Below are 24955 nucleotides of genomic sequence, written 5' to 3'. Positions count from 1 at the left end.
AAACTATAATTTCTAATAAATTGAATTACTTTAAATACACCAATACATTATCTTCTATCCTTTTCTGGATATCTGAAAGATCAGCTTTTACAAAAGTATCTCCTGTAATATTTTCATAAAGTTCAATATAACGCTCGCTAACCGATGTAATATATTCGTCACTCATAAAAGGAACCGTTTGTCCTTCTAAACCTTGAAAATCGTTAGAAATTAACCATTGTCTTACAAATTCTTTAGACAATTGCTTTTGAGCTTCTCCTTTATCTTGACGTTCTTGGTAACCTTCAGTATAGAAATAACGTGAAGAATCTGGGGTATGAATTTCATCAATTAATACAATTTTACCCTCTTTTGTTTTACCAAATTCATATTTAGTATCCACTAAAATTAATCCACGGTTAGCAGCAATTTCTGTTCCTCGTTGAAATAATTTTCTTGTGTAATCTTCTAAAACAATATAATCATCTTCAGAAACAATACCACGTTTTAAAATATCTTCTCTAGAAATATCTTCGTCATGGTCCCCCATTTCTGCTTTTGTAGCCGGTGTAATTATTGCTTCAGGAAATTTATCATTTTCCTTCATTCCTTCTGGCATAGCAATACCACAAAGTATACGCTTTCCTGCTTTATACTCTCTAGCTGCATGTCCAGACATGTAACCACGTATCACCATTTCAACCTTAAACGGTTCACATAAATGACCTATAGCAACATTAGGATCTGGAGTAGCTACCAACCAATTTGGCACTATATCTTCTGTTTCCTTCATCATTTTAGTTGCAATCTGATTTAAGATTTGCCCTTTATACGGAATCCCTTTAGGCATCACCACATCAAAAGCACTTAAACGATCTGTAGCGACCATTACTAATTGCTTATCGTCTATATTGTAAACTTCTCTTACTTTTCCTTTATAAACGCTTTTCTGATTTGGAAAATTGAAATTGGTATCTATTATGGTGTTCATCTAGTCTTCATTTAATTATGTACTACAAATGTAATTTCTTTACTTATTCCACACAATAAACTGCATAAAAAAAGGAGAAATAAAATTTCTCCCTCTTTAATTTAAATAATCTTATGATTATTTATTTAAACCTAATATTATAAGTTGCTCCAATACCTACAGATTGTATATCTATATCGTTCTCTGCAAAGGTGTTTTGGTAATATGCATAAATATTCCAATCACGATTATGGTAACCAATTTGTGGGTTAACATAAAGACCACCTTCGTTCTCATCTACACCTGTTAAAAAACCATAACCTACATCAGAACCTATAAATAGGCCACTAGGTGTAAAATAATAACGTATAAACCCTGCTACTGGAATAATACCAAAATCATCATTTCCATCTTTCCCAAAATAATTGGTATAACCTGAAGCCAAACCAATACCTAAGTTAGGATTAAACAAGTATTGTCCTCTCAAATCCAAACCTAAAGCAAAAGATGACGCATCACCTGCATCATTTACTGGTACTCCAGCTGTTAAACCTGCTTTAAGCCATGAGTTGTCTGAATTAAAATCTATTTCATCATCCTGAGCAAATAATGGGCTTAATCCTAATGATAATCCTATAATCAAAAATACTTTTTTCATCTTTCCTTTTTTATAAATTTTTAATATAACAGCAAATTTATATAAGATTACACTTAAGAATTTATATAATTTCTCTTTTAAATTATATAATTAAAAGACAAAATACTTAAAGATATAACTAATAAACACTTAAATGTTATTCTATATTTTCAATACTTTTATAAGCCGCAATCACTTTCTTCACAAGCTTGTGACGAATGACATCTTTATCATCTAAATAAATAATGCCAATCCCTTCTATATTTTGCAATACTAAAAGTGCTTCCTTTAACCCCGATACGCTACGACGCGGTAAATCGACTTGTCCAGGATCTCCCGTTAATAAAAATTTAGCATTTTTTCCCATTCTAGTTAAAAACATTTTCATCTGAGCATGCGTTGTATTTTGACCTTCATCTAAGATTACAAAAGCATTATCTAATGTTCGTCCACGCATAAAAGCTAATGGTGCAATTTGAATGACTCCTTTTTCTATATAACTTTCTAATTTCTCATGAGGAATCATATCGCGTAATGCATCATACAAAGGCTGCATATATGGATCTAATTTCTCCTTTAAATCACCGGGAAGAAATCCTAAATTCTCACCTGCCTCAACAGCAGGACGTGTTAATATTATACGTTTAACTTCTTTATTTTTCAAAGCTTGTACCGCCAAAGCAACACCAACATAGGTCTTACCTGTACCTGCCGGCCCGATAGCAAAAACCATATCGTTTTTAGACATGCTATCAACTAACTTTCTTTGATTAGCCGTTTGTGCCTTAATTAACTTGCCACCAACACCATGAACTAAAATCTCACCGCTTTTTGCTGTTGATTCATAATCGTTTTTACTTTGGCTGGTTAAAACACGCTCTATAACATTCTCATCAATCTTGTTATACTTCCCAAAATGTTGCATAAGCATGGTCATTCTACGATCAAATTCTTCAAGAAGATCTTCATCACCGTATGCTTTCAATGTATTGCCTCTAGCAACAATTTTAAGCTTGGGATAATATTTTTTTAAAAGTTCAATATTAGCATTTTGGGCTCCGAAAAATTCTTTAGGAGATATTTCTTCGAGTTCTAGGATAAGTTCATTCAAAAGCGAGCTCTATTTAGTGCGTTAATATATTTTCTTTTCTTAATTTTGTAATTCTATTGTACACACACAAATTTAACAATTTTACAATCATAATTCTCAAAAAAATATCAACAATAAATCTATGGCAATAATCACTTTAACGACTGATTTTGGACAAAAAGATCACTCTACTGGTGCCATAAAAGGCGCTATTTATAGTGAGCTTGATCAGATTAACATTGTAGATATTTCGCATTCTATATCTCCTTTTAATACTTGTGAAGCCGCTTATATTATACAAAATGCTTATAGCTCTTTTCCAAAAGGAACTATTCATTTAATAGGAATAGATTCTGAGTTAAGTCCTGAAAACAAACACATTGCTGTATTTTTAGATGATCATTACTTTATATGTGCTAATAATGGTATAATGAGTATGATTTGCTCAGATATTACGCCAGATAAGATTGTTGAGATTAATATTCATGACAGAGTAGAAACAAGTTTTCCTGTTTTAGATATTTTTGTAAAGGTGGCATGCCACATAGCTAGAGGTGGAACTTTAGAAGTCATAGGAAAAGTTATTAACACAATTAAGCCAATTAAAAACTTAAATCCTTTCGTTAATGACGAACAAAATCAAATTATTGGAAATGTAATTTATATTGACAATTATGGTAATGTAGTAACCAATATTAAACGTAAGCTGTTTGAAAATATTCAGAAAGGAAGAGCTTATGAAGTTTCTGCTCGTAACCATAAGTTTAAAACAATATTAAATAAGTACAGTGATATTTTAAATCATGATAGTGAAGATTCTATACGTAATGCTGAAGGCAAGGCAATGGCGGTATTTAACTCTTCTCAATATCTAGAAATTGCAGTCTATAAAAGTAATAATAGCACTGTTGGTAGTGCAACCACTTTAATGGGCTTAAAAACTAAGGATACTGTAACCGTTAACTTTTTAAATAAATAAATAAATAAATAAAGCTTTGTTAGTAAGAATTGTAAAAATGAGTTTTGAACCTTCTAAAATTGAAGAATTCTTAGCTAATTTTGAAACAGTAAAAGAAAAGATTAGAAATTTTGAAGGTTGTAACTTTCTAGAGCTATATCGAGATAAAAACGATACCAATATTTTTTTTACATATAGCTATTGGAACTCTGATGATGACTTAAATACTTATAGGCATTCTGATTTATTTAAAGGCGTTTGGAGCAAAATAAAACCAATGTTTAATGCAAAACCAGAAGCTTGGAGTGTAGATAAAATTGCATCACTCAAATAGCCTATCACAGAACTTAATTAAAAATATAATTGAGTCTAAATACAATAATTAAGATCGAATACTAATTTATGTTAGCAATACTAAAAAAAGAAATAAATACCTTCTTCGCTTCACCTATTGGCTATTTGGTTATTGGGGTGTTTTTATTACTCAATGGCTTATTTTTATGGGTTTTTAAAGGAGAATTCAACATTTTAGATAATGGACAAGCCAGTTTAGGTTCTTTCTTTTTACTGGCACCTTGGATTCTTATTTTTTTAGTACCAGCAGTTACAATGCGTAGCTTTAGTGATGAAAAAAAACAAGGCACTTTAGAGTTATTAGTAACCAAACCTATTTCACATTTTCAAATTGTTTTAGGTAAATATTTTGGTGCTTTCACTCTAATAATAATGGCTTTAATTCCTACGCTTTTATATGTCTATACAATTTCATCATTAGGAAATCCTGAAGGAAATTTAGATATGGGAAGTACAATTGGTTCTTACTTTGGACTTTTATTTTTAGTTGGTGCATACACTGCAATTGGCGTATTTGCTTCGACACTTTCAGATAATCAGATTGTTGCATTTATTATTGCCGTTTTTATATGTTTCTTCTTTTATTTTGGGTTTGAAGGCCTTTCTAATTACAATATTTTAAACGACTTTGTTTATATGGAAAATATCGGTATGTCTGCGCACTACAACAGTATGAGTCGCGGTGTTATTGACACTAGAGATTTAATCTATTTTATAAGTATTTCAATCGCATTTTTATTATTCACAAAACTTAGAATTCAAAAACAATAAAATGATCATCACACCCCTATTAATCACATTTTTAATCGTCGTTTTTATACTGCTTTTTTTATTCTTAAACACGGTAGATAATCGTAAATGGTTAACTGCTCTCATTAGTTTAGTGCTTACACCTTTTGCTTTTTATTTTATGTTTTACCCCCTATTAAACATCGTAAGTAATTATCACCATCAAAAATATTTTAATAGTGAAGCTTGGATAGAAAATCCAAACTTACGCTACGAAATGATTGATTATACTATTGAATCTGATACGTTAGTTGGTATTTCAAAAGAGAAAATAAAAACATTATTAGGTCCTGAAGAATGGCTGACTTGGGATGATGCAAAAAAAGCACACGATACTAATAAATGGAATTATGGATTAGGCATAGAACCAGGAGCTTTTACAGAACATAGAGAATGTGTAGAAATCATTTTTGAAAATAATAAGCTTATTTCTTTAAAACCTTATCGTGAAGCCATAACTTTTGAAAAGACTGAAGATGAAAAAGAATAAATCTATACTATATATCGTTGCTATTCTTATTGGACTCATCATTGTAAATGCAATATCTAGCTCAATATATCAACGGTTTGACTTAACGAAAGACCATCGCTATACACTTTCTGATAATTCTAAATCTTTAATTACCGATTTAGATTCCCCTTTAGTTATAGATGTCTTTTTGGAAGGCGATTTTTCATCTGAATTTAGATTACTTCAAACTGAAGTACGTCAGATAATAGAAGAATTTCAACTTGAAACTGATCAAATTTTCATCAATTATATCAACCCTATTGAAGATGAAACAACACGAGAACGCAATATAGAAGAGTTAACAAAATCCGGATTAGAACCTTATATCAATACAGATAATAGTACAGGAAAAGTAACACAAGACATTATATTTCCATGGGCATTTGCTAGTTACAAAGGTGCAACAGTAAAAATTCCTTTATTAAAAAGAAGCATTACTCAAGGTTTACAAGAACAAATTAATAATTCTGTTCAAGCTTTAGAATATGCTTTTGCAGACGGATTTAACAAACTTGTCAATGCTAAATCTAAAAAAATAGCCATTTTAAAAGGAAATGGTGAGTTAGAAGATATTTACATGGCTGATTTTCTAACAACCGTGAAACCTTATTACAATTTAGCTCCATTTACTTTAGATAGTGTTGCCAGTAATCCGCAAGGCACTTTAGATAAATTACAAGATTACGACTTAATTATCGCTGCTAAACCTAGCATCCCTTTTTCTGAAAATGAAAAACTAGTCTTAGACCAATACACAATGAATGGTGGTAAAAGTTTATGGTTAACAGAAGCTGTTGCCATGGATAAAGATAGTCTTTACAATGCTGCAGGACGCGGTGTTTCTATTATGAAAGACTTACTCCTCAATGATTTTTTCTTTCAATACGGAGTAAGAGTTAACCCTACATTAGTAAAAGACCTCTACTCTGCTCCAATTATGTTATCTATTGGCGAAGGTAGCCAAGCACAAATGCAACCTTTACAATGGCAATATTCACCTTTGGCAGCATCTAATCCTAACCATTCTATTACTAAGAATTTAAATTTAGTGAAATTTGATTTTGCAAGTCCAATTGATACTTTAAAGAATAGTATTAAAAAATCGATCTTATTACAAAGTTCACCAAAATCTAAATTAGAAGGCGCACCAACCACAATTTCATTAGACGCCGTAACACAATCGCCAGACGAAGAAAGCTATAACCAAGGTTCTCAAAATTTAGCGGTACTCTTAGAAGGTGAGTTTTCTTCTGTTTACGACCAACGTGTTTTACCTTTTAAAGTAAAGAATTTTAAGTCTAAAAGTATAGCAACTAAAATGGTTGTTATTTCTGATGGAGATGTTATAAAAAATGAAGTTTTAAGAAATAAACCTCAACAATTGGGTTTTGATCAACTAACAGGAAAATCATTTGGTAACAAAGAGTTTTTACTAAATACAGTCAATTACCTTTTAGACGATTCTGGACTTATAAACATAAGATCTAAAGAAATTAATATCGCTTTTTTAGATGCCGATAAAATAAAAGAGAGCAAATCAAAATGGCAATTCATTAATATTGCTTTGCCAATCATCCTTTTAGCATTGTTTGGTTTCATCTTTAATTATTTAAGAAAACGTAAATACACCTCTTAAAACTTTATAATTAATTCGATATAAAACAACATTTATTCAATTAATTTGTTAATAAGTTTGTTTTATAAAACCCTTCTATTAAGATATATTTGTAAGAAGAATTAAAAGTATTAAACACATATATTCAGTATGAAATTTATTGTTTCAAGTACCTATTTATTAAAACAGCTTCAAGTATTAGGAGGTGTTATTAATAACAGCAATACATTACCTATTTTAGATAATTTCTTATTTGAACTAAGCCAATCTAAATTAACCATTTCGGCTAGTGATTTAGAAACTACAATGTCTGCAACAATTGATGTTGAAAGTGACTCTGAAGGTAGCATTGCTTTACCTGCAAGATTACTTTTAGATACCTTAAAGACATTCCCAGAGCAACCATTAACCTTTGTTATTGAAGAAAATAATACGGTTGAAATTAGCTCTAATCATGGTAAATATGCTTTAGCGTATGCTGATGGTGCAGAATTTCCTAATGCGGTTTCTATTGAAGATGCAAGTACTACAACTATAAAAGGAGATATTTTAGCAACGGCTATTAGCAAAACTATTTTTGCTGCTGGTAACGATGATTTAAGACCTGTAATGAGTGGAGTGTTTTTTCAATTCTCTCAAGACAGCTTAACATTTGTTGCAACTGATGCTCACAAATTAGTTAAATATACAAGAGCAGATGTTACTGCAACTGAATCTGCAGAATTCATTATGCCTAAAAAACCTTTAAATCTTTTAAAAGGTATTTTATCTGGTAGTGATGATGATGTTTTAGTTGAATACAATGACTCTAACGCAAAATTTACTTTTGAAAACTCTATATTAATTTGTCGTTTAATAGATGGTAAATATCCAAACTACGAAGCGGTAATTCCTAAAGAGAATCCAAATAAATTAGTAATTGACAGAACACAATTTTTAAATTCTGTAAAACGTGTTAGTATTTTCTCTAACAAAACAACTCACCAAATTCGTTTAAAAATTGCTGGTGCTGAATTAAATATTTCTGCAGAAGATATCGATTACTCAAACAAAGCAGAAGAACGTTTAACTTGTGATTATCAAGGGGACGATATGCAAATTGGTTTTAACTCTCGTTTCTTAACTGAAATGATTAATAACCTTAATGCAGATAATGTACAATTGGAAATGAGCTTACCTAACAGAGCCGGAATCTTAACACCTATTGATGGTTTAGATGAAGGAGAACACGTTACAATGCTTGTGATGCCAGTTATGCTAAACAGCTAACAAATTCCTTAAAAAAAAGGAATCTCTTTAATAATATTTTAAACACTCATTTTATATGAGTGTTTTTTTTTGCTATAAACTGAAACGAGAATTAAAAAATATAATAATTATATAAATTAAAAAAGGCCCACTAAATAGCGAGCCTTTTTACTTCCATTATGTAAATTCCTAACTAACAAAAATAAAAGACAATGGATAATATGGTAATTCGCCTTTACTGGCTTTTATAGCGTTCACTATTGGCATAATAAATGCCAAAATTGCAACAAGTATTAAAGTTATAATCCCTAACCCAAATAGAAAGATTAAAGGGATACTGATTATAGAGTAAATGAAAATACTAATCTGAAAATTTAAAATAGATTTCCCATGCACATCCATACCTTCTACTTGTTCTTTTTGTGTTGCCCAAAGAATTAATGGTGCAATAAAACCTCCAAATACAGTTGCATAAGTTAGTAGTTGAGATAAGTGTGTTAAAACTAATAATTGATTGTCTGTTCGTTTTAAGGTGTGATAATTTGATTCCATGATTGATGATTTTACAACTATAAGACGCACATATATTTATTATGTTACAGAATACTTTAAGAATAATCTAAAATATTAAAATATTAATTTAACATTAGCTTATTAGTTTAACATCAAAGACATACATATATAACACTTAGATAAAATAATTATACCGCCTTACATTATAACTTGCGATAAAAGTTATAATAGATATGAATAAGAATTTTAGCCGAAGAAATTTTATAAAAAATGCAGCCTTAGCAACTGGAGGAATTTTATTAGTTCCAAATTTCATTAGCTGTAGTAGTGATGATGATTTTACCAGTGGAGATATAGATTTCACAGGGTATACAAATCAAAACTTCAATGAAGGTGTCGCTAGTTTCGATCCCACACAATCACAAGTAATTATTTGGACACGTTACACAACTAATTTACCTTCTATCACACTAATTTGGCAAATTGCTACAGATGCAGATTTTACAACTATAATAAGAGATGGTGAAGTAATAACAGACAGCTCTAGAGATTTTACTGCTGCCGTTGAAATTCAAGATTTAGATGCCGATTTAAAATTATATTATCGTTTTATAAACACAGAAGATGAAAGTACGTCGCCTATTGGAGAGACGATAACTTTGCCAACAGGTAATGTTAATCAAATTAAATTAGGTGTAACCTCTTGTGCTAATTATGCTGCTGGTTTATTTACCGTTTATAATTCTATGGCAAATTCTGACTTAGATATTGTGATCCACCTAGGAGATTATATTTATGAATATGGCGAAAACGAATATGGTACAAATGAATATACAGCAGCCTTAGGAAGAACGCATAGCCCAACTCATGAAACAATTTCATTAGACGATTACAGAACGAGATACAAACAATACAGAAGTGATGAAAATCTTATGTTACTTCACCAGAAGAAACCATTTATCTGTGTTTGGGATGATCACGAAATATCAAACGATACTTATAAAGATGGTGCTGAAAATCACCAAAGTGATGAAGGTTCTTTTGAAGCTAGAAAACAAAGTGCATTACAAGCTTATAGCGAATACCTTCCTGCTAAAACCAATGATATTAGCATTATCTATCGTAGTTTCCAAATAGGAGATTTAGTTAATTTAGTCATGTTAGATACACGATTAGTTGGTAGAGATAAACAATTAGTAATTACCGATTATTTTGATGCTACGGGTGGTTTTGATGCTGCTACATTTCAGCAAGAATGGTTAGATACAAGTAGAACCATTTTAGGAACCACTCAGAAAAACTGGCTTTTAAATGAAGTAAGCGGTAACAGTGCAGAATGGCAAGTAATAGGACAACAAGTTTTAATGGGTAAAATGATGGTTCCTGCTGAATTATTAATGGCTTTAACAACTATTATAGCTGAAATAACAGCAACAGGATCTGCTTCTGCAACATCAATGGCTAGTTTTCAACAACAATTAGAAGAGCTTGTAACATTAAAACTAAGAGTTCTTGCCAATGACCCTACACTTACAGAAGCAGAATTAGCACGAATAAATACTGTTTTACCTTATAATTTAGACGCTTGGGACGGTTATCCTGCCGAACGCGAAATTATATTAGAAGCTTTTGCAGATAAAAAAGTGGTTGTTTTAGCGGGTGACACACACAATGCATGGTCTAATGAAGTAACATCTAATAGCGGAAACTCTACAGTAACCGAATTTGCGACCTCATCAGTATCTTCTCCTGGTTTTGACACCTATTTAGGTTCTGAAGCGAGTTTTGTTGCCGGTTTTCAACAAGCCATTACGATACTTATTGATGACTTAAATTATTTTGATTCTGCAAGACGTGGTTATATGGAAGTAACTTTTAGCCCAGGTTCTGCAACATCTAATTGGATATTTGTAGATACTGTTTTTTCTGAAACATATAGTACACAAACCGGAAATACGGTTACTGTATAATTTTAAAACTATACAGTAACTCCAAATCTATATTTATAAACAAAAGAAGGCAACCGTTGTTAGCAAGACTTACAACTACCGCCTTCTTTTTTTATGCCTAATTTCACCAGAATAGTTTCTAATAAACACCATTTGGTAAAAGCAGACTGAATTAAATTTACGCCAATAAATACGGTGAACCACATCCAATTTGGACTTACATAAACGGTAAGTACTACACTTAGTAATACCATGACACCAACAATAACTCTAAAATATGTATTTAACATGTTTTCTTTTTTTTTAAGTTTAAATAGATTTTTCAATAGGAACCACAACCGCTTTAATAGGATTATTAGTTTCTACATTAGTATTAAATTCTTTTAATAAATCGAATAACGCATCAATATTCTCATCTTCTGCAAACGAGAAAAATAAACGCGATTCATTACCAAATTGCTCTCCTGGAAACCAACTAGAAGCCATCGTTACAGATGGTCCGGTTTTATGACCATCAATATCGGAACTACTTAGATTCTGAATATTGGCTTTTTTGAATAATTTCAAAACCTCTTTTTGAAATTCTTCTACTGCTGTAACTATGACTAATTTCATGTTGTTTTTGTATTATGTTATGACCGTAACTTCAAGTGATTTTCGATAGAAAACTATATCGAGAAGTCTTGATTAATATATTCTCGATACAATTTTTTTAATACCTCAAAAACTACTCGAAGTGACGACCTGTTATTTGACGACCTGTTATTTATAATTCTTCTTCTCTATCATGTAATACACTAATGGCACCACTAATAATGTCAACACTGTAGAAACAATCGTTCCTCCCATTAATGAAATGGCTAATCCTTGAAAAATCGGATCAAATAGAATTACGAATGCTCCGATGACTACGGTTCCTGCGGTTAGTAGAATTGGTGTTGTTCTCACAGCTCCTGCTTCAATTGCAGCTTGTTTTAATGGTACACCTTCTGCTGTTCTTAGGTTTATAAAATCAATCAGTAAAACAGAGTTTCTAACCATAATTCCTGCTAAAGCAATCATACCAATAAAAGAAGTTGCAGTAAAAAATGCGCCCATAATCCAATGCCCGAGAATAATTCCAATTAACGATAATGGAATTGCAACCATCATTACAATTGGTGCTTTAAAGTTTTGAAACCAACCTACAATTAAGATATAGATTAAGATGATGGCTCCTAAAAAGGCAATTCCTAAATCTCTAAATACTTCCAAAGTAATTTGCCATTCTCCATCCCATTTTACGGTATAATCATCTTCAAATTCTGGCTGACCTAAGTACATTTCGTTAATAGCAAAACCTGGTGGCAATGGAATTTCTTTTAACTTTTCTTCCATTCCTAAAATAGCATACGCCGGACTCTCTAACTCCCCTGCCATGTCTGCCATCACATAAACAACACGCTTTTGATTTTTACGATAAATACTTTTAGCTGCCGATGCTTCTGTAATAGTTACTAAATCCGCGATTGGTACTAAATTCCCTTGCTTAGACTTCACTTTTAATTGTGAAATATCAGTAATCGTCGATTTCTCTTTTTCATCTAAAGCTAACACCAAGCCTATTTGGCTCACCGCATCCTCATCATATAAATTAGTAATCGCTCTGTTAGATAAAGCCATATTCATGGTATAAGCAATTTGCTGTGGTGCTACGCCATATAACATTGCTTTTTCTTTATTAATCTCAAATTGATATTCAGTTTGGTCTGCTTCTACCATCCAATCTACATCGACAACATCAGCTGTATTATTAAGAATATTTTCTACATGCTTAGCCACTTTAATCTGCTCATCGTAATCAGGTCCATAAACCTCAGCAACAATTGTAGACATTACCGGTGGTCCTGGTGGTACTTCTACCAATTTCACATTCGCATTGTATTTAGATGCTATTTTCTGAATATCTGGTCGTAATAACTTAGCAATATCATGACTCTGTGCTGTACGCTCTTCTTTATCAATTAAATTCACTTGAATATCTGCCATGTTAGATCCACCACGTAAATCGTAATGACGTACCAAACCGTTAAAGGTTATTGGTGCAGAAGTCCCAACATAGTTTTGATAATTCACTACTTCTGGTCGTGTAGATAAATATTGTGAAATTTCTTGAGCCACAACACCTGTACGTTCTAGCGTAGATCCTTCTGGCATATCAATCACAATCTGAAATTCATTCTTATTATCAAACGGTAACATTTTTACGGCTACAGAATTGGTAAAAAATAATACCATAGTTCCCATTAGCACCGCAAAAGTTCCTAATAAAAACAACCAACGCATTCCTTTATTTTCTAAAAGCGGTCTTTCAAATTTGTTATAAATCTTATAAATACGTGTCTCTTCAATCGCAACTTCTGGTTTATTTTCAGCGCCTTTTTTCTCTTTTTCTCTTAAGAAAATATAACCTAAATACGGTGTAATAGTTAAAGCTACAAATAGTGATAAAATCATAGCAATAGATGCTCCTATTGGCATTGGCGCCATATAGGGCCCCATTAATCCAGAAACAAAAGCCATTGGTAAAACCGAAGCAATTACTGTAAATGTGGCTAATATAGTTGGGTTCCCTACTTCATTAATCGCATATAAAGCCGCTTGTTTAAATGGCAAGCGTTTCATTTTAAAATGCCTATGCATGTTTTCTGCAATAATAATTGAGTCATCCACCACAATTCCTGTTACAAACACCAAAGCAAAAAGTGTAATTCGGTTTAATGTGTAGTCCATCATGTAATAACTCAACAGCGTTAAAGCAAACGTAATTGGTACTGATAAAAACACGACCAATCCTCCTCTCCAGCCCATGGCTAACATTACCACAATAGTAACCGCAAAGATAGAACCGATAAGGTGCCACAGTAATTCCGATACTTTATGAGATGCTGTTTCTCCGTAGTTTCTAGTAATTTCTACATGAACATCATCGGGGATCAAAGTGCTTCTTAAATGATCTACTTTATCAATAATCACCTCTGAAATTTTCATTGCATCCGCACCTTTTCGCTTCGCTACAGAAATAGTAACTGCGGGATATTCTGATTTATAATCTGCTGATTTTACACTCCCTTTACCGAAGCCTAAACTCACATAATTTTGCGGTACTTCTGGACCATCAATAATTTTAGCAACTTGTTTTAAGTAAATAGGTTGATTTTGTTGAACACCAACCACTAAATTTTCTACATCGGTAACAGATTCTAAAAACTTACCTGTATTAATTAAAAACTCTGTATCGTTTTTATCAAAACTCCCTGAACTCAATTGACTGTTATTCGCCTTAATCATTTCTGAAACTGATAAGAAATCTAAACCGCTTGATGCTAATTTATCTTTATCTAAAACCACACGTAACTGACGGTTTCGACCTCCAATTTTATGGGTAATAGCAACGTCATTCACCTTTTTAATTTCCGCCTCAAGCTCTTGTGCCATTTGGCTTAATTGGTAATCGTCGTAATTCTCACTCCATAGGGTTAATCCTAACATTGGCACATCGTCAATGGCGCGTGTTTTTACTAAAGGAAACGTTACCCCTGCTGGCATTTGATCCATGTGTTTATTGATTTCGTTGTATAATTTTACAAACGAACGCTCAATATCTTCCCCCACATAAAACTGAACAATCACCATCCCTTGTTCTTTCATCGATGTAGAATACACATATTCCACCCCTTTGATATTCGAGATTAATTGCTCTAATGGTTTAATGACTCTTGATTCTACTTCCGTAGGACTTGCGCCTGGATAACCAACAAAAATGTCTGCCATCGGCACATCAATTTGTGGTTCCTCTTCACGCGGAATTAAAAACGAACTATACACACCAACAACCATAAATACAATCATTAACAACACAGTTAACTTAGATTGTATAAAGATCTTGGCAATTTTCCCTGCGATACCTTCTTTCATTTGACTTTTATTATTTTGAAAAGTTGACAAATGGAACTCGTATATAAGACTTCTTTTTAAACTTTAAAATCCGTTTTACTCGTTTCATTATTTTATATTTTTTGGGCGTTTTAACAGGCTATCCGTTACAATCTTTTTTCGCCATTTATGGCAGCAAAAAAAGGATTTCTACTTCTATCCTTAACGCGCTTACTCTTATGTGATTTACTCTTATTTATACCTACAAGGTTTCAGAAACCTTGCAGGATACTGCAAACTGCGACTAAAAACTATCTACTGAACATTTATTTTTACTCCATTATAAAGTTTTCCTTCAGCTGAAACGATATAAGTTTCTCCTGCATTTAAACCCGCTAACACTTCTACCTGATCTCCGTAAGTTCTTCCTAAACGCAACCAACGTAATAGTGCTGTATTGCTTTGACTTACCGTATATAAACAGGTTAACTGCCCATTGGTAATAATGCTTTCACTAGGTACTAATACCAGTTCTGATTTCGATTTTCTTTCTACAGGAAATTGAACCGTAGTAAACATTCCCGATAAAATATTTACTTCAGTTTTATCTAAAGCTATTTTTACGAGATATTGACCTCCTGTATTTTTAGCAGAAGTACTTACTTCTGTAACTTTACCTTTAATGGTTTGGTTAATAGATTTTACCAAAACATCTACAGTCGTTCCTTTTTTAATTTCTGAAATTTCTGTTTCAGGCACCATTGCCATCACTTCAAAATTCCCAGGGGTTTCAATACTTATTAAAGGCACACCTGGATTTGCCATATTACCAGCTTCTACATTTTTACTTGTCACTATTCCGCTAAATGGTGCTGTAATATTACTGTAAGTGAATTGTGCATTGACTTCATTTTTCATCTGATTAGCAGATTCTAAACGCGCTTTTGCCATTTCAAAATTAGCCGTCATATCATCCATTTCTTTTTGTGAAGCACTATTTTCTGCAAACAAATTTTTAAAACGGTTATAATCTTTTTGTGCATTATTAAAAGCTGCTGCTGCTTCTGTTATCCCAGCATTAACTTGTGCTTTTTTAGCTTGTAAATCGGCATTATTTATAGACACTAATAACTGCCCTTTATTTACTTTATCACCTACATTAACATGTACTTTATTAACGTATCCCATCATTCTAGTACTTAAATCCGCACTATTTGAAGCTTGAATTTTTCCACTTACACTTAAAAATGGACTATTTCCATTAGTATCTACCTGGCTTATCTTTACAACAATTGCAGGTGAATTATCTACAACGGCTTTTTTGTCTTCGCTGCCACAACTTGTTACAAAAAAGGCTGTTGCTGCTAGCGTTAATACGTAAATATATTTTTTCATTTTGTAATTTGTTTATTAATTAGGTTTCGACTGCGCTCAACCAGACAACATTCTGTCTCCTCGAGCGCAGTCGAGAGGTTTTATTCCTTGGTTAAAAATTGTAAATAAGCTTGTGCGTAATTGTATTCAAAAATGGTTTGATAATATTCGAGTTGCTTCTGTGAATACTGTGTTTCGGCAATTAATAAATCTGATGTTTTTTCTAAACCCTCTTTAAATCTATTGGTTCTTATTCTTAAAGACTCTTCCGATTGTTCTAAAGCTAAGGCCGTTAATTTTAGTTTGTTTTCAGCATCTGTAAAAGCACGTTTCGCTTTGTTAAGTTCTAAATTACTTTTTGATACGTATTGTTTGTATTCTAGTTTTGACTTTTCAAATTCCGATTTACTTTTTTGAGCTTTTCCAAAACGTTTAGAGCCTTGAAAAATATCCCAGCTCAATTGCGCTCCAAATAAATAACCACTCGCATCGGCTTGAAAAATTTGATCATCATATAATTCATAACTTCCAAAAGCATTTAATCGTGGTAAAAAAGCCATTTTATCTGCTTTACTCATAGCCTCATAAGCATTTGAAGCTAGTTGCATCGCTTTAATATCTGAACGATTTTCTGAAATCGATTTGTCTTCCATTCCAAAAGTTGAAACCGTTAAACTATCTGTTGGTGTGTAAACCACGTAACTTTCATCATTCATTAAAAACGACAGATAATTAGAAGCATTTTGCACATTACTTTTAGCCGATTGTAATTGGTTTTGCACTTCCGTAACACGTACTTCTACGTTTAAGACATCTGCTCTTTGTAAATAGCCTTGTTTTAAACTGTTGTCAGCTAATGATTTATTAGCATTTGCAGCTTCTAAGGCTTTTTCTAAAACATCTACCGCTTTATATGCTAACTGTAATTGCATATAAGCTTTCTCTACTTCAAAGGCTAAATAATCTTGTGTACGCTCCGTTTTTAAAGACATCGCTTCCATTTTAGATTTCGCTGCCTTACGCTGAAACATACCATCGACATTAATTAATGGTTGTTGAATTTCGAATTTTGTAGCGTAGTTTTCTATTTGTGAAGGATCGTTTAATAACGCTGGACTAAAATCGTTTGAGGTCAAAATTTCCTGATTCAATTTAGAGCCAAAAGCCATTAATGGATTTGTTGTTGCCATAGCAGTATGACTTGCTGTAATGTTTGGCAAAAACACCGCATTGGTTTGTCTGTAATCTGCTTTAGCTTGATTGAATTCTTCTTCAGAAATCTTAATAGAAGTATTATTCTCTGAAACTTTAGATAAGACCTCTGTTTTAGTTATAGGTACTAATTGTTGGGCTTGCACCATCAGGTTTAAAGCAAAGCATAACAGTAATATAGAAACAGTTTTTTTCATTGATTGTTAATTTATATGACAAAATTAGCACAATGTATTTGTTAAGTCTGTAACCAATGTTACTTGGCGTTTTTTCCTTTTTTAATTCGTTCTATTTTTTACTTTATTATTTCACTATTAAAAAGTATACTCATAATAAAAAATAGAACTTTCTTAACACTACGTTTTTTGAGTGACAAAATATTCTTAAATTTATTCACTCTATTTTTATGAATATTGTGATTGCTTACACTAAGCGATTTTAATGCAAATTTGCCCAAGTTAATTTTAACTAAACCTGTACAAAAATTCTACTAATGAAAACGTTACTGATAATTGATGTACAAAACGACTTTATGCCAAATGGGTCACTTCCTGTTCCTAATGGACATCAAATTGTACCTATAATTAATAAAATACAACCAAAATTTAATTTGATAATTGGCACACAAGACTGGCATCCTAGTAATCATGTAAGTTTTGCTAGCAATCATAAAGGAAAATCTAATTTTGATGAGATTGAAATTCACGGTAAGCCACAAACCCTGTGGCCAGACCATTGTGTGCAAGGCACAAAAGGCGCTGAATTTCATCCTGATTTAAATACAGAAAGTTTTGAAGCTATTTTTAGAAAAGGAACAAATAAAAATATTGATAGTTACAGTGCGTTTTATGACAATAGACATTTAAAGTCAACTGGATTGGCAAATTATTTAAAAGAAAAAGGAACTACCGAACTCTTTTTATGCGGTTTAGCCTCAGATATTTGTGTTTATTTTTCAATCTACGATGCTTTTAAAGAAGGTTTTAACTGTACTTTTATTGAAGATGCCTCTAAAGCATTAGATAATGAAGGATTTGAAAAACTTAAAACGGAAATGATCGCTATGGGAATTAATATGGTAACATCAGAATTTTAAATTTAATAAAAATTACGATATCAATCACATAGAATTGGTTAATTATAACTTTTTAAATTCACAAAACACTACAGCATAAATCTTATGCCTAACGTCTTTTATAAAAAAAACTTTAGCAACACTCACACACTATCGCTCATATAAATTCATAATATTTATATGTTTTTTATCATGTTTTAAAAAAAAGGAAGACTCTATTTTTGCAAAAGACGTATGCTTTATTTTAAACTATTCATTGATTCCTATTAGAAATGATAACATTAGAATCCGCCAAATTAAACCTGAAACAAAAAGGGTATTTAGATATTGAAACACCAAATATTGATTACGTAAAAGAAATAAAGCGATTAAAAAAAGAGAAAAATGCCATTCTTCTTGCACATTATTATCAGAGAGACGAAATTCAAGAAATTGCCGATTTTGTTGGTGACAGCTTAGCTTTAGCTCAACAAGCAGCAAAAACGGATGCGGATATGATTATTTTTGCAGGTGTACATTTTATGGCAGAAACTGCAAAAATTTTAAATCCAACTAAAAAAGTATTACTTCCTGATTTATTTGCTGGTTGTTCTTTAGCCGATTCTTGTCCGCCAGATAAGTTTTCAGAATTTAAAAAACGATATCCAAACCATGTCGTAGTAACTTATATTAATTGTTCCGCAGAAATAAAAGCCTTAAGCGATTATGTCTGTACGTCATCTAATGCTAAAAAAATAGTGGATTCTATACCTAAAGAACAGCCCATTATTTTTGCACCCGATAGAAATCTGGGTGCTTATTTAAATAAAGAAACAGGACGTAATATGGTTTTATGGGATGGGTCTTGCCTTGTCCATGAAGCTTTTTCTATGGAAAAATTAATAGAACTACATAAAGCACATCCTGATGCTGAGATTATAGCGCATCCCGAATCGGAAGCTCATTTATTAAGAGTAGCTAAATATATTGGTTCTACCGCTGGCTTATTAAACTATGTAAAAAACAGTAATAAAACAAAATTTATAGTAGCGACTGAAGCCGGAATCTTATTTCAAATGCTTCAAGAAAATCCTGACAAAGAAATCATTCCTGCTCCTGCAAAAGAAGATAACACTTGTGCCTGCAGTGAATGTGCTTATATGAAAATGAATACCTTAAAAAAGCTTTACTTGTGTATTAAACACGAATTGCCCAACATTGAGGTTGATGCTGAATTAGCTAAAAAGGCGATTGTTTCGATTGAAAGAATGTTAGAACTTTCAAAATAAGTATATAAAATGGTAAGTGAAAAAAAAATAATAGAATGCGATTTTTTAGTTATTGGCTCTGGAGTTTCAGGCTTAACTTTTGCTTTAAAAATTGCAATTCAATATAAAGATTCTAAGATCATTATTATTACCAAAGATGAAAAAACAGAATCGAATACTAAATACGCTCAAGGTGGTATTGCAACGGTTTATGATAAAACGGTTGATAGCTTTGAACAGCATATACAAGATACTTTAATTGCTGGTGATGGTTTGTGTGATGAAAAAGTGGTGAGAATGGTGGTAAAACATGCTCCTGACCGCTTGCAAGAATTAATAGATTGGGGAACAAAATTTGATAAAAATGATGCAGGCGAATACGATTTAGGCCGCGAAGGTGGTCATTCTCAAAACCGAATTTTACATCATACTGATGTTACAGGTGCAGAAATTGAACGGGCTTTAATTGCCCAAGTAAATGCGCAACCTAATATTGAATTTTTAGAGCATCATTATGCCATTGATTTTATTACTGAACACCAAGCTAAAAAAACAAAAACAAAGCGACACTCTAAAATATCTTGTTTTGGGGCTTATGTCTTAGATGAAAAAAAAGCGGTTGTAAAAACCTTTGTAAGTAAATTTACCATGTTAGCTTCTGGTGGAAGCGGACAAATTTATGAAACCACCACCAATCCTAAAGTAGCAACAGGTGATGGTTTAGCCATGGCGTATAGAGCTAAAGCTGAAATTGCTGATGTAGAATTTATTCAATTTCACCCAACCGCATTGTATAATCCAGGGGAATATCCTGCTTTTTTAATTTCTGAAGCTGTAAGAGGTTTTGGAGCCAAATTAAGAACTATTGAGGGTAAAGCTTTTATGCACCTATATGATGAACGCGAAGAATTAGCATCGAGAGATATTGTAGCCAGAGCTATTGATAATGAATTAAAGAAAAGTGGTTCGCCACATGTGTACTTAGATTGTACCCATTTAGATTTTGAAAAATTTAAAGCTCATTTCCCTAATATTACCGAAAAATGTGCTTCACTTGGTATCGATATTAGAACAGATTACATTCCTGTTTTACCGGCTTCTCATTACATCTGTGGTGGTGTTAAAGTTAATAAAAGTGCAAGAACTTCTATTAAAAACTTATATGCGTGTGGTGAAGTAACCCGAACAGGATTACATGGCGGCAACCGATTAGCTTCGAATTCATTATTAGAAGGTTTGGTTTACGCACATCGAGCTTATCTTCATGTTCATAAAAAATTTGAAAACGTGACGATGCCAAAAGGAATCCCCGAATGGAATGATAGCGGCGTGATTAAAAACATGGAAAACATTTTAATTACACACGATAAAAATGAAGTTAAAACCATAATGAGTAATTATGTTGGTATTGTAAGATCTAACGAACGCTTATTACGTGCAGAAAAACGCTTGCGTGTGTTACATAAAGATAACAAACGTTTATATGACCACTCAGAATTATCTTCTGATTTATGTGAATTACGAAACTTGATTATCACCGCTTATTTAATCACTAAATTTTCTAAAAAACGAAAGAAAAACTGTGGTGGTTTTTATAATATGGATTTGGTTTGAAATAAAAAAACACTTGATCTTTAATTTTATTAACATGAAAATGAATAAAGAGTAACTTATAAGTTATGAGCTACTCTTTATTCATTTTACTATAAATCATTTTAGTTACAATTAAACCTAAAACACCACCTAAAGCAGACACTAATAAATTAATAATTAAGCGCATACCATCAAAGTCTCCATCATTCATAATAGACCACGGATCGAAGCCTAATCTGCCAAATGATTTGATAAGAAAAACACTTCCAAAAACACCAATTAAGGTATTGCCTATAACTCCGAATGAATATTTTTTATAAACATATCCGGTTACGTTTGCTGCGACTATTCCTATTACAATACTTATTAATGCGATTAGTGTTCCTGTCATAATATTATGAATATTCTAATGGCCATAATCCATGTTGTCAATTTTTCCGCTCATTAATCTTTTTTGAATAATAAAGTAAACAACAATCAAGGCAAAGCCTATAATCCCCCAAATTAAAGCTACAGACAACCCATATTCTGATGCAGACGTATTATAAATGGTTAAATCCTCATGCTTATTATTAATTGAAGGTAATATTACTGGAAATAAAGATGCCAATGAAGAGGTAATTCCACCTAAAATCAACAAAGTTGACAACAAAAAAGCATGACTATTCTTTTTAATTTTTTTAACAAAAAATAATCCTATCAATCCTGTTAAATAAATGATAGGAAATAACATTAAATAAGGCTTATGAATAAAATTATCTAATGAATTGGAGTTCACGTTTTGCCATACAACTAAAGAAAAAATGGTAAGAGCTGCTAAAGCGATGTTTAATTTAAAAATAACACCTTTGAGTTTCTTATTTATAGAGGAATTGGTTTTTAGAATGATCCAATTGGCACCATGAATTGCTAAAGTAACTACAGCTATTAAACCAATTATTATAGTAAACCAATCGATAACTCCTGGATGGTCTGTTAATGGACTAAAACTACTGTCCCATAACGGTAAGAAGAAATAATGCCCTTCGTGAGCAGACACGCCATTTTCTACACTTCCTAGGTTTACTCCTCTAACGATATTACCTAAAGCGATTCCGAAAAACAACGCTAATAACAAACTAGAAACACCAAAGGATTTATCCCAAATATCTTTCCACATTTGATATTTAAATTGCCCTCTAAACTCTAATCCGATGGCTCTAAAAATAATTAACCATAACACAATTATTAGTGGCAAATAAAATCCACTAAAAACAGAGGCATAAAATGTTGGGAACGCCATAAAAAGCATACCTCCTGCAGCCACTAACCAAACTTCGTTAGAATCCCAAAATAAGCCTGCAGATTTTGTAATGACTTCTTTATCTTTTTCTTCCTTCGCAAAAAATAAATGAATAATTCCCGCACCAAAATCATAACCGTCTAAAATAAAAAACACGGTTAGGACAATTCCTATTGCTATGTACCAAAATATTTCCATAATTAATGTTTTTGAGGTGTTGGACCGTGGTTAATAGTTTTACCAACTAAGACTAAAAATAACAATCCTAAAAGCATATATAAAGCAACAAAACCGAGTAAAGTAAATAAGGTATTCCCAGATGAAACCGTTGGTGAAATACCATCGCTTGTTTTTAATAGACCGTAAACTAAATAAGGCTGTCTTCCTAATTCTGCAGTATACCAACCGGTAATGTTTGCGATGTAAGGAAACGGTACCAAAAACATGATGGTCCAAAGTAAAGACTTCATGTTGTACAATTTTTTACGCCATAAAAAGAAAAGCGCTAAAGCCATGACCCCTATAAAAATAGTTCCTAAACCGACCATTATATGATAAGAATAATACAGCGCAGGAATATTATCTGGTAATTCTTCTTCTTCAAATTGATCCATTCCTGGAATCTGTTTATGCCATTCTTGATAGGTTAAAAAGCTTAAGATATTAGGAACGGCAATTTTATTGTCTAATTTTTTCTTTACCATATTGGGTTGACCAATAAGTACTATTTCTGCACCAGCATCTTCAGTTTCAAAAATACCTTCCATTGCTGCAAAAGCTCCTGGCTGATGTTTTGCTACGTTTTTAGCGTTCCAATCTCCTGTAGGAAAAGCTACTAAAACACTAGATATTAATCCAAAAACAACACCTGTTTTTAAAAATAATCTTCCGTATTCTGAATGTTTATCTCTTAAAATATAAAAAGCTCCAATACTTGCCATTACAAAAGCTGAAGTTACAACAGATGCCATTTGATTGTGTAGGAACGCTGGTAGTAACCAAGGATTAGTAAAAAGCTCTGAAAAATTGTCTAATACAAATTTTCCATTATCTAAGATTTCATAACCTACAGGATGTTGCATCCAAGCATTGGTGGCTAAAATAAACCAACCACTTGCCCAAGAACCTAAAAAGACTAAAAAACCAGTTAAGAAATGTAGTTTTTGTCCCATTAATTTCTCACCAAAAATAAATAGCGCTAAAAATGAGGATTCTAAAAAGAAAGAAAACATACCTTCCATGGCTAAGGTCTGACCTATAATACCACCTGTTAATTCAGAGAACTTTGCCCAATTGGTACCAAATTGAAATTCCATTGGAATCCCTGTAACGACACCCATTGTAAAATTAATGGCAAAGATTTTCATAAAAAACTTTGCTGCATTGTTATATTTTTCAATTTTATTTCTGAGGTATTTCCATTTGAAATAGACTATCATTAAGGATAATCCCATGGTTAATTGTGGAAATATGTAGTGAAATGTGATAGTAAATGCAAATTGCAATCTATCGTAAAAAATCATGTCTTCCATAAACTTTATTTTGGATAATACAAAGTTATGCTTTTTGAAAGTTTTGCTACGTTACATTTGTTACAATTTTTAAGTTCTATTTAGTTAAAATTACAACGGAAAGATATTTGGTATTAAGTCTAATAACTAAATCTAAAACACAATAATATAAAGCACTCATCACAGTATAAATACATTTATAGTTTTACACCTATAAACCGAATAACGTCTGCGTTTCCTTTATGAAATTCACCTTCTGAGAGTTCTACTATTTTTTCTTCCAAAAATTTAAATTCTAAACCTTTAAACTCTTGTTTTATCTCTTCTATAGAAAATAACATTGCTTCGTTTTTAGGACCACCAGAATTATTTTTTAATTGCGCTTTAGAGAAAGCTTCAAAAATAACTATACCTCCTTTTTTAAGAAATTTTAATAGGTGTTGGTTTGCTTGTTTACGAATATCTATAGGGAAATGCGTATAACATAAACCTATAACATCAAATTGTTTATCGCTTGTATAATCTAATACGCCAACGACATCATAAGCTATTGAAACATTATTTTGTTTAGACAAAAGCAATGCTTTTTCTTTTCCGCTTTTACTGATATCAAAAGCAGAAACATTCCAATTATTTGTAGCGGCATAAACAGCGTTACGACCTTCTCCTTCTGCTGGCAAAAGAAGCGTTCCTGCTTTTAACTTATCTAGCGCTTCTTTAAAAAAGACATTAGGTTGTGTACCATAAACAAATTCTTCGTTATTAAAACGATCGTTCCAAAAATCTGCTGGGTTGTTTTTCATATTGACATCAATTATCTTGTCTTTATGATCTTAATTTTTAGAACGAATAACATCAATTATCTCATTCTTTTGAAGCACTCCAGATTGTCTCCAAACTTGTTTTCCATTTTTAAACAACATTAGTGTTGGCACACCTCTAACTTGATATTTAGCTGCTAAAGCTTGGTTTTTATCGACATCTATTTTTATAATGGAAACACCATCACTTAAATCGTCTTTAACTTGCTTTAAAATAGGACTCATCATTTTGCAAGGGCCGCACCATTCTGCAAAAAAGTCGACTAAAACAGCTTTATCTTGATTTATTATTTCTGAAAATTTACTCATACC

At 32.1% G+C, this 24955-nt stretch carries 24 protein-coding genes; 10 read left to right on the top strand and 14 right to left on the bottom strand.

Going from position 1 to position 24955, the window contains the following annotated elements; translation table 11 throughout:
- Positions 1 to 25: 25 nt before the first annotated feature.
- The 3 genes from HSX10_RS13155 to HSX10_RS13145 all read right to left on the bottom strand — a co-directional run bounded on the left by HSX10_RS13155 (position 26) and on the right by HSX10_RS13145 (position 2697).
- A complete protein-coding gene (locus HSX10_RS13155; protein WP_173588695.1) occupies positions 26 to 970 on the bottom strand; it encodes a phosphoribosylaminoimidazolesuccinocarboxamide synthase in 945 nt (314 codons plus the stop codon).
- Between the two features lie 121 nt (positions 971 to 1091).
- Positions 1092 to 1607, bottom strand: coding sequence for a hypothetical protein (locus HSX10_RS13150; protein WP_173588694.1), 516 nt, complete (start codon positions 1605 to 1607; stop codon positions 1092 to 1094).
- 136 nt (positions 1608 to 1743) lie between these two features.
- Positions 1744 to 2697, bottom strand: a complete 954-nt coding sequence (locus HSX10_RS13145; protein WP_173588693.1) for a PhoH family protein — start codon at positions 2695 to 2697, stop codon at positions 1744 to 1746.
- Between the two features lie 121 nt (positions 2698 to 2818).
- Between HSX10_RS13145 and HSX10_RS13140 the strand changes: the two genes are divergently transcribed.
- From HSX10_RS13140 to dnaN, 6 genes are all read left to right on the top strand, one after another.
- Positions 2819 to 3655: an SAM hydrolase/SAM-dependent halogenase family protein gene (locus HSX10_RS13140; protein ID WP_173588692.1), complete on the top strand. Its 837-nt coding sequence runs from the start codon at positions 2819 to 2821 to the stop codon at positions 3653 to 3655.
- Between the two features lie 16 nt (positions 3656 to 3671).
- The gene (locus HSX10_RS13135; RefSeq protein WP_173588691.1) at positions 3672 to 3968 is read left to right on the top strand and encodes a putative quinol monooxygenase; all 297 of its coding nucleotides are present in this window, start codon (positions 3672 to 3674) and stop codon (positions 3966 to 3968) included.
- Between the two features lie 68 nt (positions 3969 to 4036).
- Positions 4037 to 4759: a gliding motility-associated ABC transporter permease subunit GldF gene (gene gldF / locus HSX10_RS13130; protein WP_173588690.1), complete on the top strand. Its 723-nt coding sequence runs from the start codon at positions 4037 to 4039 to the stop codon at positions 4757 to 4759.
- A 1-nt stretch (position 4760) separates the two neighbouring features.
- Positions 4761 to 5267, top strand: coding sequence for a hypothetical protein (locus HSX10_RS13125; RefSeq protein WP_173588689.1), 507 nt, complete (start codon positions 4761 to 4763; stop codon positions 5265 to 5267).
- Complete coding sequence (gldG, locus tag HSX10_RS13120; protein ID WP_173588688.1) at positions 5254 to 6924, top strand: gliding motility-associated ABC transporter substrate-binding protein GldG; 1671 nt, start codon at positions 5254 to 5256, stop codon at positions 6922 to 6924. Before HSX10_RS13125 ends, gldG begins: the two co-directional genes overlap by 14 nt.
- A 129-nt stretch (positions 6925 to 7053) precedes the next feature.
- On the top strand, positions 7054 to 8172 hold the full coding sequence (gene dnaN / locus HSX10_RS13115) for a DNA polymerase III subunit beta (protein WP_173588687.1): 1119 nt from the start codon (positions 7054 to 7056) through the stop codon (positions 8170 to 8172).
- Positions 8173 to 8340: 168 nt separating this feature from the next.
- Here the strand turns inward: dnaN and HSX10_RS13110 are convergent, their stop codons facing one another.
- Positions 8341 to 8703 carry a DUF4870 domain-containing protein gene (locus HSX10_RS13110; RefSeq protein WP_173588686.1) on the bottom strand — a complete coding sequence of 121 codons (363 nt, stop codon included), beginning with the start codon at positions 8701 to 8703 and terminating at the stop codon, positions 8341 to 8343.
- Positions 8704 to 8897: 194 nt separating this feature from the next.
- Here HSX10_RS13110 and HSX10_RS13105 point away from each other — a divergent pair, with 194 nt between their 5' ends.
- Positions 8898 to 10634: an alkaline phosphatase D family protein gene (locus tag HSX10_RS13105; RefSeq protein WP_173588685.1), complete on the top strand. Its 1737-nt coding sequence runs from the start codon at positions 8898 to 8900 to the stop codon at positions 10632 to 10634.
- Between the two features lie 59 nt (positions 10635 to 10693).
- Here the strand turns inward: HSX10_RS13105 and HSX10_RS13100 are convergent, their stop codons facing one another.
- The 5 genes from HSX10_RS13100 to HSX10_RS13080 all read right to left on the bottom strand — a co-directional run bounded on the left by HSX10_RS13100 (position 10694) and on the right by HSX10_RS13080 (position 17311).
- On the bottom strand, positions 10694 to 10903 hold the full coding sequence (locus tag HSX10_RS13100) for a YgaP family membrane protein (protein WP_173588684.1): 210 nt from the start codon (positions 10901 to 10903) through the stop codon (positions 10694 to 10696).
- Between the two features lie 19 nt (positions 10904 to 10922).
- Positions 10923 to 11228 (bottom strand): hypothetical protein, encoded by a 306-nt coding sequence (locus tag HSX10_RS13095; RefSeq protein ID WP_173588683.1) that lies wholly within the window; start codon positions 11226 to 11228, stop codon positions 10923 to 10925.
- A gap of 147 nt (positions 11229 to 11375) precedes the next feature.
- Positions 11376 to 14570, bottom strand: coding sequence for an efflux RND transporter permease subunit (locus tag HSX10_RS13090; RefSeq protein ID WP_173588682.1), 3195 nt, complete (start codon positions 14568 to 14570; stop codon positions 11376 to 11378).
- 273 nt (positions 14571 to 14843) lie between these two features.
- Positions 14844 to 15923 (bottom strand): efflux RND transporter periplasmic adaptor subunit, encoded by a 1080-nt coding sequence (locus HSX10_RS13085; RefSeq protein WP_173588681.1) that lies wholly within the window; start codon positions 15921 to 15923, stop codon positions 14844 to 14846.
- Positions 15924 to 16003: 80 nt separating this feature from the next.
- Positions 16004 to 17311: a TolC family protein gene (locus tag HSX10_RS13080; RefSeq protein ID WP_173588680.1), complete on the bottom strand. Its 1308-nt coding sequence runs from the start codon at positions 17309 to 17311 to the stop codon at positions 16004 to 16006.
- 296 nt (positions 17312 to 17607) lie between these two features.
- Between HSX10_RS13080 and pncA the strand changes: the two genes are divergently transcribed.
- The 3 genes from pncA to nadB all read left to right on the top strand — a co-directional run bounded on the left by pncA (position 17608) and on the right by nadB (position 21050).
- Positions 17608 to 18210, top strand: a complete 603-nt coding sequence (pncA, locus tag HSX10_RS13075; protein ID WP_173588679.1) for a bifunctional nicotinamidase/pyrazinamidase — start codon at positions 17608 to 17610, stop codon at positions 18208 to 18210.
- Between the two features lie 251 nt (positions 18211 to 18461).
- Positions 18462 to 19457, top strand: coding sequence for a quinolinate synthase NadA (gene nadA / locus HSX10_RS13070; protein WP_173588678.1), 996 nt, complete (start codon positions 18462 to 18464; stop codon positions 19455 to 19457).
- Positions 19458 to 19466: 9 nt separating this feature from the next.
- Positions 19467 to 21050 (top strand): L-aspartate oxidase, encoded by a 1584-nt coding sequence (gene nadB, locus HSX10_RS13065; protein WP_217363272.1) that lies wholly within the window; start codon positions 19467 to 19469, stop codon positions 21048 to 21050.
- Positions 21051 to 21120: 70 nt separating this feature from the next.
- Here the strand turns inward: nadB and HSX10_RS13060 are convergent, their stop codons facing one another.
- The 5 genes from HSX10_RS13060 to trxA all read right to left on the bottom strand — a co-directional run bounded on the left by HSX10_RS13060 (position 21121) and on the right by trxA (position 24952).
- Positions 21121 to 21420, bottom strand: coding sequence for a hypothetical protein (locus HSX10_RS13060; protein ID WP_173588677.1), 300 nt, complete (start codon positions 21418 to 21420; stop codon positions 21121 to 21123).
- A gap of 15 nt (positions 21421 to 21435) precedes the next feature.
- Positions 21436 to 22509: a cytochrome d ubiquinol oxidase subunit II gene (gene cydB, locus HSX10_RS13055; RefSeq protein ID WP_173588676.1), complete on the bottom strand. Its 1074-nt coding sequence runs from the start codon at positions 22507 to 22509 to the stop codon at positions 21436 to 21438.
- A gap of 2 nt (positions 22510 to 22511) precedes the next feature.
- Positions 22512 to 23843 carry a cytochrome ubiquinol oxidase subunit I gene (locus HSX10_RS13050; protein WP_173588675.1) on the bottom strand — a complete coding sequence of 444 codons (1332 nt, stop codon included), beginning with the start codon at positions 23841 to 23843 and terminating at the stop codon, positions 22512 to 22514.
- 176 nt (positions 23844 to 24019) lie between these two features.
- Positions 24020 to 24625 (bottom strand): class I SAM-dependent methyltransferase, encoded by a 606-nt coding sequence (locus HSX10_RS13045; protein WP_173588674.1) that lies wholly within the window; start codon positions 24623 to 24625, stop codon positions 24020 to 24022.
- 30 nt (positions 24626 to 24655) lie between these two features.
- A complete protein-coding gene (gene trxA, locus HSX10_RS13040) occupies positions 24656 to 24952 on the bottom strand; it encodes a thioredoxin (RefSeq protein WP_173588673.1) in 297 nt (98 codons plus the stop codon).
- Between the last annotated feature and the right edge of the window lie 3 nt (positions 24953 to 24955).

Source organism: Winogradskyella undariae (assembly GCF_013285155.1).
In the GTDB taxonomy this organism is placed as follows: domain Bacteria; phylum Bacteroidota; class Bacteroidia; order Flavobacteriales; family Flavobacteriaceae; genus Winogradskyella; species Winogradskyella undariae.
The sequence above is the reverse complement of the archived record's forward strand: the minus strand, read 5'-3'. Positions and strand labels throughout refer to the sequence as shown.

Coding starts and splice junctions, on each gene's coding strand:
- HSX10_RS13060 (WP_173588677.1), bottom strand. CDS start 21,420: ATGACAGGAACACTAATCGCATTAATAAGTATTGTAATAGGAATAGTC.
- HSX10_RS13105 (WP_173588685.1), top strand. CDS start 8,898: ATGAATAAGAATTTTAGCCGAAGAAATTTTATAAAAAATGCAGCCTTA.
- HSX10_RS13085 (WP_173588681.1), bottom strand. CDS start 15,923: ATGAAAAAATATATTTACGTATTAACGCTAGCAGCAACAGCCTTTTTT.
- HSX10_RS13110 (WP_173588686.1), bottom strand. CDS start 8,703: ATGGAATCAAATTATCACACCTTAAAACGAACAGACAATCAATTATTA.
- HSX10_RS13095 (WP_173588683.1), bottom strand. CDS start 11,228: ATGAAATTAGTCATAGTTACAGCAGTAGAAGAATTTCAAAAAGAGGTT.
- gldG (WP_173588688.1), top strand. CDS start 5,254: ATGAAAAAGAATAAATCTATACTATATATCGTTGCTATTCTTATTGGA.
- HSX10_RS13125 (WP_173588689.1), top strand. CDS start 4,761: ATGATCATCACACCCCTATTAATCACATTTTTAATCGTCGTTTTTATA.
- pncA (WP_173588679.1), top strand. CDS start 17,608: ATGAAAACGTTACTGATAATTGATGTACAAAACGACTTTATGCCAAAT.
- nadA (WP_173588678.1), top strand. CDS start 18,462: ATGATAACATTAGAATCCGCCAAATTAAACCTGAAACAAAAAGGGTAT.
- HSX10_RS13140 (WP_173588692.1), top strand. CDS start 2,819: ATGGCAATAATCACTTTAACGACTGATTTTGGACAAAAAGATCACTCT.
- HSX10_RS13090 (WP_173588682.1), bottom strand. CDS start 14,570: ATGAAAGAAGGTATCGCAGGGAAAATTGCCAAGATCTTTATACAATCT.
- cydB (WP_173588676.1), bottom strand. CDS start 22,509: ATGGAAATATTTTGGTACATAGCAATAGGAATTGTCCTAACCGTGTTT.
- HSX10_RS13080 (WP_173588680.1), bottom strand. CDS start 17,311: ATGAAAAAAACTGTTTCTATATTACTGTTATGCTTTGCTTTAAACCTG.
- trxA (WP_173588673.1), bottom strand. CDS start 24,952: ATGAGTAAATTTTCAGAAATAATAAATCAAGATAAAGCTGTTTTAGTC.
- HSX10_RS13150 (WP_173588694.1), bottom strand. CDS start 1,607: ATGAAAAAAGTATTTTTGATTATAGGATTATCATTAGGATTAAGCCCA.
- nadB (WP_217363272.1), top strand. CDS start 19,467: ATGGTAAGTGAAAAAAAAATAATAGAATGCGATTTTTTAGTTATTGGC.
- dnaN (WP_173588687.1), top strand. CDS start 7,054: ATGAAATTTATTGTTTCAAGTACCTATTTATTAAAACAGCTTCAAGTA.
- HSX10_RS13045 (WP_173588674.1), bottom strand. CDS start 24,625: ATGAAAAACAACCCAGCAGATTTTTGGAACGATCGTTTTAATAACGAA.
- HSX10_RS13100 (WP_173588684.1), bottom strand. CDS start 10,903: ATGTTAAATACATATTTTAGAGTTATTGTTGGTGTCATGGTATTACTA.
- HSX10_RS13155 (WP_173588695.1), bottom strand. CDS start 970: ATGAACACCATAATAGATACCAATTTCAATTTTCCAAATCAGAAAAGC.
- gldF (WP_173588690.1), top strand. CDS start 4,037: ATGTTAGCAATACTAAAAAAAGAAATAAATACCTTCTTCGCTTCACCT.
- HSX10_RS13050 (WP_173588675.1), bottom strand. CDS start 23,843: ATGGAAGACATGATTTTTTACGATAGATTGCAATTTGCATTTACTATC.